The sequence below is a fragment of the Seonamhaeicola sp. S2-3 genome, from assembly GCF_001971785.1.
Taxonomy (GTDB): Bacteria; Bacteroidota; Bacteroidia; order Flavobacteriales; family Flavobacteriaceae; genus Seonamhaeicola.
The window spans coordinates 889596-902371 of sequence record NZ_CP019389.1; the positions used below are offsets into that span (position 1 = coordinate 889596).

Consider the following 12776-nt stretch of genomic DNA (forward strand, 5'->3'; position numbering starts at 1 on the left):
ATGAAAACAACAGTAAAAATTATTGCGTTTACATTAACACTTATTTTATTCAATTGTAAAAAACAAAACTCAAATTTTAATTACAAGTATTCAGACAAACCAACTACCGTAGCTTGTGAAATTTCAAATGAAAACCTGTACAAAGAAGCACTTTACGCTTTTGAGGATGACATTTTAAATTTTTACGGAAAAAACAAAAGAGCTACTAATTCAACTCCTACCTTAACATACGCATACAATCAATTTATTAGAACTGTAGTGTACAGCCATGTTCCTTATGAAAGTGTAGTATCAAAACACACCTTAGATGTTTTTAAAGCTCTAAAAGACGACAATACGCTTTGGGATGCAGAAAACACAAAAAGTCATTTAAACTACAACAGCCCACTAATAAAGTGTATTTCAAAAAATATAAAAGACAACAATTTAAAAGAAACCTTTAATTCATTATTGTCGGTTAACGATTTAGACCCCAAACTTTTTGGAGCGCCTTTAACAACAAAATACAGAAATGCTTTAAACGACAAATATTTGGCTACTTATATTGCTTTCGATTTTTATTATTCAAAATTATTTGACATTGATTATTCAAAAATAAATTTTGACAAACCTGATAATAAAGTAGATTTTAACAAAACACCTTAACAACTATAACTGGTAATAGCAGGTGTTCTAATTCTAATTTGTAGTTAACTCTGCTAAGAATTAAAAACAAAAAACTTGCTTCTTTAAAAGGAAGCTATACTGAATAAATTATCTTAAAAACAATGCAAAGAAAAAACCTTCAACATATCAAAATAAAAACTCCAAACAACAATAAAAAGTTTGAGGTTTCAACTTTTAATACTGCTGAAGGTATTAACATAAAATCAAATTATTCAAAAGAAGACATTGAAAACATAGAACACCTTGATTTTGTAGCTGGTATAGCCCCCAATTTACGTGGACCATACAGTACCATGTATGTTCGCCGGCCTTGGACTATTAGACAATACGCAGGTTTTAGTACCGCAGAAGAAAGTAATGCCTTTTACCGCAGAAATTTAGCGGCGGGCCAAAAAGGATTATCTGTAGCGTTTGATTTAGCTACACACAGAGGTTATGATAGTGACCACGAACGCGTTGTGGGCGATGTTGGTAAAGCAGGTGTTGCCATTGATTCGGTTGAAGATATGAAAGTACTTTTCAACCAAATACCATTAGATAAAATGTCGGTTTCCATGACCATGAATGGCGCGGTATTACCCATTATGGCATTTTATATTGTGGCTGCCGAAGAACAAGGTGTAAAACCAGAATTATTATCAGGCACCATTCAAAATGATATTTTAAAAGAATTTATGGTGCGTAACACCTACATTTACCCGCCAACGCCTTCAATGAAAATCATATCTGATATTTTTGAATTCACCAGCAAAAACATGCCTAAATTCAATAGTATTAGTATTTCGGGCTATCATATGCAAGAAGCTGGTGCTACCTGCGATATTGAACTAGCTTACACCCTAGCCGATGGGTTAGAATATATTAGAAAAGGACTTGAAGCTGGTATGGATATTGACACTTTTGCTCCACGTTTATCATTCTTTTGGGCCATTGGCATGAATCATTTTATGGAAATTGCCAAAATGCGTGCGGCCCGTATGCTGTGGGCTAAAATTGTTAAACAATTCAACCCTAAAAACCCAAAATCGTTAGCATTACGAACGCATTGTCAAACAAGTGGCTGGAGTTTAACCGAGCAAGATCCTTTTAATAATGTAGCCAGAACCACCATTGAAGCTACTGCAGCTGCCTTTGGTGGCACACAAAGTTTACACACTAATGCTTTAGACGAAGCCATTGCTTTACCAACCGATTTTTCGGCAAGAATAGCAAGAAACACGCAAATATTCTTACAAGAAGAAACACACATTACCAAAACTGTAGACCCTTGGGCAGGCAGCTATTATGTTGAAAAATTAACCCATGATATTGCACATAAAGCATGGGCGTTAATTGAAGAAATTGAAGAACTGGGGGCATGACAAAAGCCATTGAAGCTGGTATACCTAAAATACGTATTGAAGAAGCTGCAGCAAAAAAACAAGCTAGAATAGATTCTAATCAAGATATTATTGTTGGAGTTAACAAATATAAACTTGAAGAAGAAGCGCCTATAGCAACCTTAGAAGTTGATAACCAAACCGTAAGAAACCAACAAATTGAAAGTTTAAAAAAGCTTAAAGCCAAAAGAAATTCTAAAAAAGTACAACAGGCACTTTCAAAATTAACCAAAGCCGCTAAAACAGGTGAAGAAAATTTACTAGCTTTAGCTATTGAAGCCGCAAGAGAACGTGCTACTTTAGGTGAAATAAGCGACGCCCTTGAAGTAGTTTTTGGACGTTACAAAGCTCAAATAAAATCATTCTCTGGTGTTTATAGCAAAGAAATGAAAAACGACAAATCATTTAAAAAAGCACAAGAACTAGCCGACACTTTTGCAGAACAAGAAGGCAGACGCCCACGTATTATGATAGCTAAAATGGGACAAGATGGTCATGATCGTGGTGCCAAAGTTGTTGCTACAAGTTATGCCGATGTTGGCTTTGATGTAGATATTGGTCCGTTATTCCAAACACCGCAAGAAACAGCTAAACAAGCTATTGAAAATGATGTACACATTTTAGGAATTTCTTCGTTAGCCGCAGGTCATAAAACCTTAGTTCCTCAAGTAATTGAAGCGCTTAAAAAGTATGGACGTGATGATATTATGGTAATTGTTGGTGGCGTAATACCAAAACAAGATTATCAATTTTTATTTGATGCAGGCGCTATTGCAGTTTTTGGCCCTGGCACAAAAATTAGCGATGCAGCCATTAAAATTTTAGAGATTTTATTAGATGAATAAAAACCAAAAACACACTTTTATAAGTATGTTTTTGGTTCAAAATAAAGACTATAACCACCTACTGAACTACTACTTTTTTACTCTCCCCCATACTAGTTTTAAACAAATAAACACCTTTACTCAAGTTTTTTAAACTTATTTTAGAAGCACTTAAAACACCTTTTTTATAACTGCCAGACACTAATAAATTTCCTGAAATGGTGTACAATTGCCATGAAAAGGAATCATTAGAGTTAATATAAATTTCATTTGTAGTTGGATTAGGATAAAGTATTAACTTATTTTCTAAATTAAAGTCTTGTATATTAAGAGAACTAGTATTTTCTGAATATAAAATATACCTAAAGACAGCATAAAATTGCCCATCAATATCAAAAAAACATTTTCCTGTGAAAGGGCCGCCGCCATCTATTCCGGTAATATCTCCTTGTTTAAAAAGCACACTTTCTGTATTAGAGTATAAATACCTAGGCGAGTCTTCAAAACCAGGGAAATAATAGGTTACAATAACATCATTATTATTGGCATAAATATTAGATATAAAATTTAATTCGCCTTCTACATCTCCTAAAGCCCCTGCATTAGTTAACTGCCAAGTAACACCGTCATCTTCAGAAACATAAACATCTGTTGAATTTGTGTCTGTTGTACCTGCACCATAAAACAACTTATCTTGATTATTAGATACTAGAAAACCACCTTCAAAATTATCAGGAAGTCCCGTTTTTGAAATTGGTTGCCAAGTCGCTCCAAAATCGTTTGACTTTGTTATTTTTTCATCCTTGCTACTTACATAACCATTTAATGCATACCAAGCATTACCAATTGAAGTAAAAGCCGTATGTTTGTTATAGTAATTATTTGAATATGTTTTCAAAGGTTTCCATTTAGCATCACCAATTTTCTTGTAATAAGCAAAATTATAAACATGAGCATTATAAGCAACAACATAATCTTCACTTAATTTAGCCAAAACAAAAGCATCTTTATACTCTGGTTCGGTTAAAGATGTATATTTACCTGGTAAGCCATCGGTATCTAAAACCCAAGTACTTCCGTTATCTGTTGAATAATAGTATTTATAACCCAAATTTGAACTTACAGCAGCATACATTCTATCTTTTACTCCTAAATACTGGGCTACTTGTTCTTTGTTTGATGTGTTTGTAAATATTGGCACAGGAGAACTCCACGTAGCACCTTTATCTGTTGAATAAATAAAATTGTTATAATACTGCACACCATCACTTCCTGATGCAAAAATTGTTTCATTTAAATAACCATAAACAATGGCACTTTTAAATATTTCTTCTGGATTTTCAGGCAATGTTGACGTCCATTTTTGTGAAAACATTTGAGCTGTAAAAATAAGTGCAAGCAGTGTAATTTTAAATTTCATAAATAATTTTATTAGATTTTAAAGCACAAAAATATTTTTAGCTTATTAAATTTGAAATACGTAAAACATCGTATATTCAATAAAAAGCATACTAGTTTTAGTATTTAAAACTTGTTAACAAAAATGGATTTTTATTCCTCGTAAATAATTGTATTTTTACCGATAATAAAACCGATAATTTAATGGGTAAAATCATTGCTATTGCTAATCAAAAAGGCGGTGTAGGAAAAACAACTACATCTATTAATTTAGCAGCTTCATTAGGAGTACTAGAAAAGAAAGTGTTATTGATAGATGCTGACCCTCAAGCAAATGCAACTTCTGGAATTGGAATTGATGTAGAATCTGTTGAAGTTGGAACCTATCAACTTTTAGAACATTCTCATTCTGCTAAAGAAGCTATTATTAAAACAGACACGCCTAATTTGGATATTATTCCGGCTCATATTGACCTTGTTGCCATTGAAATTGAACTGGTTGATAAAAAATCAAGAGAATATATGCTCAAAAAGGCAATTCAAGACATAAAAAATGAATATGACTATGTTTTAATTGATTGCGCACCATCACTTGGTTTATTAACGCTTAATGCTCTTACTGCTGCCAACGCTGTTATTATACCTATTCAGTGTGAGTATTTTGCATTAGAAGGATTGGGCAAATTATTAAACACTGTTAAAAGTGTACAAAAAATACATAATCAAGATTTAGATATAGAAGGCTTATTACTAACCATGTATGATGCGCGCTTAAGATTATCAAACCAAGTAGTTGAAGAAGTTCAAAAACATTTTAACAACATGGTTTTTCAAACTATTATTCAAAGAAATGTTCGCTTAAGTGAAGCTCCAAGTTATGGTGAAAGCATAATTAATTATGATGCCAGTAGTAAAGGCGCTAATAATTACTTAAGTTTGGCAAAAGAAATTATCAATAAAAATTCCTAAAATATGGCTAAGGCAACAAAAAAACAGGCTTTAGGTAGAGGTTTATCGGCACTATTAAAAGACCCAGAGAACGATATTCAATCGGTTCAAGATAAAAATGCCGATAAAGTTATAGGTAATATTATTGAACTCGATTTAGATTTTATTGAGGTTAATCCGTTTCAGCCTAGAACTAATTTTAGTGAAGAATCTTTACAAGAATTAGCCTCTTCTATTAAAGAATTAGGTATTATTCAGCCCATAACTGTAAGAAAGTTAGAGTTTAATAAATACCAACTCGTTTCTGGTGAACGCCGTTTTAGAGCTTCAAAATTAATTGGCTTAGAAACCATTCCTGCCTATATAAGAATTGCTAACGACCAAGAATCGTTAGAAATGGCATTGGTAGAAAACATCCAACGTCAAGATTTAGACCCTATTGAGATTGCCTTATCATACCAACGCTTAATTGATGAAATTAACCTTACTCAAGAACAAATGAGTGAGCGTGTTGGTAAAAAACGTTCTACCATAACAAACTATTTAAGGTTGTTAAAATTAGACCCCATCATTCAAACAGGTATGAGAGATGGTTTTATTTCTATGGGGCATGGGCGCGCGTTAATTTCTGTTGAAGACCATAAAGTGCAGCTAGAAATTTATGAAAAAGTGCTTCAAAATGAACTTTCTGTAAGGGCTACCGAAACTTTAATTAGAAATTACAACACTTCTAAAGAAGTAAAAATACCTTCAAAAAACAACCAAGAAGAAACTCCAAATTACATAAAAAAAGGCATTGGAGTGTTTTCAGAATACTTTGGGCACAAAATTGACGTTAAAGTTTCTAAAAATGGTAAAGGAAAAATAACTATTCCTTTTCATTCAGAAGAAGACTTTAATCGTATTAAAAAATTAATTCAGGGTGCTAAATAAATCCGTTATAGTAAGTGTACTTGCCTTTTTGTTTTGTTTTTCATTAGTAGCTCAAGAAAAAGAGGAGAAAACAAAGAAAAAGAGAATATCAAAAGAAATTGTTGTAGACTCTGTAATAAAAAGAGAACCTATAAACCCTTTATCTCCAGCTAAAGCTGCTTTTTATTCTGCCATCCTACCTGGTTTAGGACAAGCATACAATAAAAGATACTGGAAAATACCCATTGTTTATGGGGCTTTAGGAACCGGTATTTACTTTTATGTAAACAATAACAAAGAGTATAATAGATATAGAGATGCATACAAAAGAAGGCTTGCAGGCTATACAGATGATGAATTTTACTTTGACTCTAGCGGTAACCAACTTTCTACCCCAAGAGTTAGTACAGATGGTTTAGAAGATGCACAAGATTTTTATAGCCGAAACAAGGAAATATCACTATTGGTAACCATAGGCATTTATGCTCTTAATATTATTGATGCCAATGTTGATGCACACCTTTTGCAATATAATGTTGACGAAAACTTATCTTTGGCTCCGCATTATGAATTTAACGAATTTGATGCTACAAGTAATTTAGGATTAACTTTAAATTTTAAATTTTAAATTTAACCCATAAAAAAACTATTAACTTTTACTAAATTTTAAATAAATGAAAATTGCTTTACTAGGATACGGACGTATGGGACAAACCATTGAGAAAATAGCAATTAGCCGCGGACATGATGTTGTTTTAAAAATTGATAAAGACGATAAAGATTACGATATAACCAAAGCAGATGTAGCCATAGATTTTAGCCTACCATCTGCAGCGTATGGAAATATTACCAATTGTATTAATAATAATGTACCCGTTGTTTCTGGCACTACCGGTTGGTTAGATGATTACGAAAAAGCCGTAGCTCTTTGTAAAGAAAAAAAGGGTGCTTTTATTTATGCATCTAACTATAGTTTAGGGGTTAACATCTTTTTTGAACTTAATAAAACTTTAGCCAAAATGATGAGTAACTTAAGCCAGTACAATGTTACTATGGAAGAAATTCATCATACAAAAAAGTTAGATGCCCCAAGTGGCACGGCTATTACTTTGGCTGAAGGTGTTATTGAAAACAATGCCAATTATGATGCTTGGGAGTTAAATGAAACCAATAACAAAAGATCTATCCCTATTGTAGCTAAACGCATTGAAGATGTACTAGGAACGCATTCTGTTAATTATAAAAGTGAAGTAGATACCATTAACATAGAACACATTGCCCACAATAGGCAAGGGTTTGCTCTTGGTGCTGTAGTAGCGGCTGAATGGCTTGTTGGAAAAACAGGGGTATTTTCTATGAACGACGTGTTAAATATTGGTTAATAACAATTATAATGTGTAACATTAGCAATATGTTAGCCACAAACAAACTGATTAAAATATTTCAATTATGACATTAATCCAATGGTTTATATTCATACTAATTATACAAGTGATTCACGGATTAGGCACTTGGAAGTTATACATTAAAGCCGGAAGACAAGCTTGGGAAGCGTTTATTCCTATTTATAACGCTGTGGTTTTAATGAAAATTATCAATAGACCTTGGTGGTGGGTTATTTTATTATTCCTTCCTATAGTAAACCTTATCATGTTGGCTATTGTATGGGTGGAAACTGCCAGAAGTTTTGGTAAAAACAAAATGGCAGACACGTTTTTAGCTGTAATAACCCTTGGGTTTTATAATTTCTATCTAAATTATGTTGCCGATGTACAGTATGTTGAAAACAGAGATTTAAATCCAAAATCCGCTTCTGGAGAATGGACAAGTTCTATATTGTTTGCTATTGTTGCTGCAACAATAGTACATACCTATTTTATGCAGCCTTTTACCATTCCGTCATCTTCTTTAGAAAAATCACTCTTAGTAGGCGACTTTTTATTTGTAAGTAAATTTCATTATGGTGCCAGAATACCCATGACAACAGTTGCTGCACCTATGGTACATGACACTATTCCTATAATTAAAAAGAAATCTTATTTATTTGATGATCATAAAGGAAGTGATTCTTGGAAAAACAAATTGCAATTACCTTATTTAAGGATTCCTGGGTTTCAAAACATTAAAAGAAATGACATTGTAGTTTTTAACCAACCAGCAGATACCCTGTTGGATATGAATAATTTTCATCCAGACAGAAACTACTACAAACCCATTGATAAAAAAACCAACTTAGTAAAACGCTGTGTTGGTCTGCCTGGTGATTCTTTAGAAATTCGTGATGGTTTTGTTTATATAAACGGAAAGAAAAATGAATTACCAGATAGAGCACATTTACAATTTAGTTATTATGTGCAACCAAAAACCAATCAATTTAATCCAGAATTTTTAAAAAAGAGATATGATATTACTGATGGTTTTGGTATTGTAAATGATCAAAACACTTATTATTTCTCTGCTATTTCAGATGAAGCTTTAGCTAAATTTAAAAATCACCCTAATGTTGCTAGTATTACCCCTAATAAACAAGAGAAAGGGGTGAGAGACCCAAATGTATTTCCGCATGATCCTAATTATAATTGGAATGTAGATTTCTTTGGACCACTTTATATTCCTGAAAAAGGAAAAACTATAGATATTAATGTTGATGTTTTACCATTATACAAACGCGTAATTACTGAATACGAAGGCAATACACTACAAGTTAAAGGAAATCAAATTTTAATAAATGGAGAAGTAACCGATAAATACACCTTTAAACAAAACTACTACTGGATGATGGGTGATAATAGGCACAACTCTATAGATGCACGCGCTTGGGGATTTGTACCGTTTGATCATGTTGTTGGCAAACCTGTGTTTATTTGGATGAGTTGGGATGGCATTAAAAATCCGCGTTGGGAACGTTTCTTTACAACCGTTGGTGGTAGCGGAAAAGCTACGTCATACTTTATTCCGTTTATTATTATTTTATTTGGTTTTATAGGTTTTAATAAGTGGCGTAAACGTAAAAAGTCTAATGGTTAATTGTTAAACTTCAACCTTGTTCTCTACTTAACAAATGAACATTATAATCCACCCAACGTATTTCCCTAATATTGCTCATTTTGTTGGTATGGTTAAGGCTAAAGAGGTTATATTTGAGGTAGAAGATAACTTTGTAAAACAAACCTACAGAAACAGAACTAATATTTACGCTGCTAATGGTAAATTGGTATTAAATATACCTGTTATTCATTCGCAAAAAAATCGTCAAAAATACAAAGATGTAAAAATTTTTAATGCCGAAAAATGGCAATTAAATCATTGGAAATCTTTACTATCTGCTTATAGAACTTCTCCTTATTTTGAATATTATGAGGACGAATTACACCCTTTATTTCAAAAAAAAGCCGACTATATTTTAGACTTCAACCTAAAATGTTTTGAAGTTATTTGTAATTGTTTACAACTAGAGTTAAACGTTTCAAAATCAAGAAGCTTTGAAAAAAATGTAGAAGACAAAGTAGATTTAAGATTTTTAGTAAATGCTAAAAAAGAACAGCCTCAAAATTTTGAAAAATACACTCAGGTTTTTTGTAACAAACACGGTTATATTGGCAACTTAAGCATTTTAGATTTACTATTTAACGAAGGCCCAAATACCTTAAATTATTTAGAGTCTCAAACCCTAACAATGCCATAATGCTTCAAAATATAGCTCATTACGGGTGTCACTTTTTAATGCCTTTACTAGTTGCTTTTATTTGGTTTAGAGCCAACTGGAAAATGGCTTATTTAATAATGATTGCAGGCATGTTAATAGACCTAGATCATTTATTAGCAACTCCTGTTTTTGACCCAAACAGATGTAGTATTGGTTTTCATCCGTTGCACTCTTCTTTTGCAATTTTATTTTATTTGTTCCTTTTAATTCCTAAAAAATCTAGGTTAGTTGCTTTAGGGTTGGTTATTCATATTATTGCTGATGTTGTAGATTGTTCTTTTATGCAATAATACATACGTTGTTTATTCATTTAAACTCAACGTTGTCATAATTGGAAAGTGGTCTGAATAATGTTCGCTAAAAGATTTAAAACCATTTACATTAAAAGCTTCATCTGCAAAAATAAAATCTATTCTAACCGGGAAAAATTTAAAATCGTGTGTACGCCCAAAACCGCTACCAGCTTCTTTAAAAGCATCTTGTAAATCTCCTTTTATTTTTCGGTATACATATGAAAATGCAGTGTTATTAAAATCGCCACAAATAACCATTTTGTATTTACACTGTTTTTTGTGCATTAAAAAAAGTTCTGCTTGAAATTGCTGCATTTTAAAAGTTGACCCTATTCTTTTAAATAACCTTTCAGAATCTTCGTGTTTAAGACTTTCAACATCGGCATTAATACGCATAGACTCTAAATGAATGTTATAAATACGCATGGTATCTGCACCTTTTACAACATCGGCATATATGGCATTATTTCCTGTGTTTGGAAATTCTATAGATCCTGAATTTATTATTGGAAATTGTGAAAAAATAGCTTGTCCGTACTTAGTTTTCTTTCCAGAAAGCTTTTCAAATTTGTATCTAAAAAAAGATAAATCAATATTTTTATGAGGATGATACTCTTGAATGCTTAGTATTTCGGGAGCTTCGGTTTTTATAAAATCTACAATTTTTGTTTCAACAGCATCTTCTTTAATCCAATTATACAAATTAAATAAACGCACATTGTAATTCATTACCTTAAAATTACCATCATTTTCAACTGTTTTAGATGATGAAAACTTATATAATGAACCAAATGAGGCATAGCCAATAAGCAGAATTAAAAACGATACTATAAACTGCCTTTTAAGTTTAATTAACCAATATAACACAAATAGAATATTGACAATTATTAAAAAAGACACCCCTAAATTTAATACAGATAATACAGCAAATGTTTTAGGAGGTAAATACGGGAGCACATAAGATAAAAGCAATAAAACCGCAACAACACTATTGATGAAGTAGATAATTTTATTTATGAAGCTTAATTTTTTCATACATTGCTAAAGCTTACTTTCCTGCTCTAAAAAGGAAATCTTTCTCTTCTGATGTTAAGCTATCATAACCACTTTTACTTATTTTATCTAAAATAACATCTATTTTTTTCTGGTTATTAAACTCATTAAAATCAGATTTAGTATAGCCACCAACTTTACCTTTATTTTTATGCACTGTTTTTAAAGGGCTTTTTTTAGAACGTTTAAACATACTAACTATAGAGTCCATAAAACGTTCAAAACCTTTACCTATATCATTACCTTGCAATAACTGTTTAGCATAAAAATACCCCAGTAAAGCACCGCCTAAATGTGCTAAGTTACCTCCTGCATTACCACCAAAAAGTCCCATTACATCTAGAGCAACAATTGCAGCAGCTAAGTACCACAATTTTAAATTAAATGTAAAAAAGCGTACTTCTTGGTGTGGCATGTAAGCACAAATAAAAATTAATAATGCTCTTACTGCTGCTGATGCCCCTACCAATGATGAATTTCCTCCAAAAACATTAGGAAATACTTGGTAACCTAACATAAAAAGTAACCCTCCTGAAATGGCTCCTAAAAAATAAATATTTAAGGCTGTTTTAGGGTTAAATAAATTAAGAATTATACGCCCAATAAAATACAACCAAAGCATATTAAAGAGAATATGAAAGAAATCGGCATGTAAAAAGGCATATGTTACTATACTCCAAGGCTGAACAATAAAATCTAAAAAATTACTTGGTAATTTTAACCACACAAGCCCTAACCTAAATAGCTTTTCTATTATAAAAACAACTGCATTAACAGCTATAATTTTCTCTAAAACATTAAGTGTACTTAGCTTATTTTTTATGTCTTGTGTAAACGTTGTCATTTAATACCATCTATTTCTATTAAACTGTGTTTTTTTCCAATACCACATAATTATGGCTCCAGTTATAGCACCCCCAACGTGGGCAAAATGAGCTACATTTCCGTACCCAAAAATAGACTGTCCGCTTATACCAGATATTAAATCTAAAGCAATAATTCCGGGGATAAAATACTTTGCTTTAATTGGTATGGGCAAAAATATTAGCATTAATTCTGCATTGGGGTTCATCATCCCAAAAGCAGCCATTATGCCCATTAAACAACCCGAAGCACCAACCATTGATGCATTATATATAGGGAATATATTTTGTAATTCTGCAACTTGAGCTTGTGTTGTTCCTTCAATAACCTTATTAGTTGATAGCATTTGAATTATTTCGTTTCCTGATAACCCAGAAGAAACAAGAGAGTCATAAATTGGTAAATACTGAAAATAATAATACCCAACTTGCATAGCCACAGCCCCTAACCCTGCAGAAAAATAAATAAATAAAAACTTTTTTGAACCTAAAACCTGTTCTACGGGAGAGCCAAACATCCACAATGCAAACATATTAAAAAACAAATGGCTCCAGCCACCATGCATAAACATATGAGTTATTATTTGCCACGGTTTAAAAGATTCATTTCCAGGAAAATGCATTGCAAACCAATCATAAAACAAAATACCTTCACCTATTGCCAATGTACCGATAAACATAATCACGTTAATGAGTAATAAATGCTTTACGGTTTCTGAAATTCTCATCATATT

The 12776-nt window shown here is 32.1% G+C and carries 12 protein-coding genes and 1 pseudogene; 9 read left to right on the plus strand and 4 right to left on the minus strand.

All coding sequences use genetic code 11. The features are described 5' to 3' along the window. Both BWZ22_RS04260 and scpA read left to right on the plus strand, forming a co-directional pair. Complete coding sequence (locus tag BWZ22_RS04260) at positions 1–645, plus strand: hypothetical protein (protein WP_076698216.1); 645 nt, start codon at positions 1–3, stop codon at positions 643–645. Between the two features lie 122 nt (positions 646–767). Then, a pseudogene (scpA, locus tag BWZ22_RS04265) lies at positions 768–2890 on the plus strand (methylmalonyl-CoA mutase). Between the two features lie 58 nt (positions 2891–2948). Here scpA and BWZ22_RS04270 read toward each other — a convergent pair. Further along, positions 2949–4289, minus strand: coding sequence for a sialidase family protein (locus BWZ22_RS04270; RefSeq protein ID WP_076698218.1), 1341 nt, complete (start codon positions 4287–4289; stop codon positions 2949–2951). A 182-nt stretch (positions 4290–4471) separates the two neighbouring features. Here BWZ22_RS04270 and BWZ22_RS04275 point away from each other — a divergent pair, with 182 nt between their 5' ends. From BWZ22_RS04275 to BWZ22_RS04305, 7 genes are all read left to right on the plus strand, one after another. Then, positions 4472–5236: a ParA family protein gene (locus BWZ22_RS04275; protein ID WP_076698219.1), complete on the plus strand. Its 765-nt coding sequence runs from the start codon at positions 4472–4474 to the stop codon at positions 5234–5236. Between the two features lie 3 nt (positions 5237–5239). Beyond that, positions 5240–6148 (plus strand): ParB/RepB/Spo0J family partition protein, encoded by a 909-nt coding sequence (locus BWZ22_RS04280; protein ID WP_076698221.1) that lies wholly within the window; start codon positions 5240–5242, stop codon positions 6146–6148. Next, complete coding sequence (locus BWZ22_RS04285; protein ID WP_076698222.1) at positions 6138–6755, plus strand: DUF5683 domain-containing protein; 618 nt, start codon at positions 6138–6140, stop codon at positions 6753–6755. Before BWZ22_RS04280 ends, BWZ22_RS04285 begins: the two co-directional genes overlap by 11 nt. 46 nt (positions 6756–6801) lie before the next feature. After that, a complete protein-coding gene (gene dapB / locus BWZ22_RS04290; protein ID WP_076698224.1) occupies positions 6802–7509 on the plus strand; it encodes a 4-hydroxy-tetrahydrodipicolinate reductase in 708 nt (235 codons plus the stop codon). Positions 7510–7576: 67 nt separating this feature from the next. Next, positions 7577–9154 carry a signal peptidase I gene (gene lepB / locus BWZ22_RS04295; protein WP_076698225.1) on the plus strand — a complete coding sequence of 526 codons (1578 nt, stop codon included), beginning with the start codon at positions 7577–7579 and terminating at the stop codon, positions 9152–9154. A gap of 34 nt (positions 9155–9188) precedes the next feature. Further along, positions 9189–9812: a WbqC family protein gene (locus BWZ22_RS04300; protein ID WP_076698227.1), complete on the plus strand. Its 624-nt coding sequence runs from the start codon at positions 9189–9191 to the stop codon at positions 9810–9812. Then, positions 9812–10123, plus strand: a complete 312-nt coding sequence (locus tag BWZ22_RS04305) for a DUF6122 family protein (RefSeq protein WP_076698228.1) — start codon at positions 9812–9814, stop codon at positions 10121–10123. Before BWZ22_RS04300 ends, BWZ22_RS04305 begins: the two co-directional genes overlap by 1 nt. A gap of 12 nt (positions 10124–10135) precedes the next feature. Here BWZ22_RS04305 and BWZ22_RS04310 read toward each other — a convergent pair whose 3' ends face one another. The 3 genes from BWZ22_RS04310 to BWZ22_RS04320 are packed head-to-tail and all read right to left on the minus strand — an operon-like array spanning position 10136 to position 12773. Then, positions 10136–11161 (minus strand): endonuclease/exonuclease/phosphatase family protein, encoded by a 1026-nt coding sequence (locus BWZ22_RS04310; protein WP_076698230.1) that lies wholly within the window; start codon positions 11159–11161, stop codon positions 10136–10138. A 13-nt stretch (positions 11162–11174) separates the two neighbouring features. Then, positions 11175–12023 (minus strand): rhomboid family intramembrane serine protease, encoded by an 849-nt coding sequence (locus BWZ22_RS04315; RefSeq protein WP_076698231.1) that lies wholly within the window; start codon positions 12021–12023, stop codon positions 11175–11177. Beyond that, positions 12024–12773: a rhomboid family intramembrane serine protease gene (locus BWZ22_RS04320; RefSeq protein WP_076698233.1), complete on the minus strand. Its 750-nt coding sequence runs from the start codon at positions 12771–12773 to the stop codon at positions 12024–12026. Positions 12774–12776 lie beyond the last annotated feature (3 nt).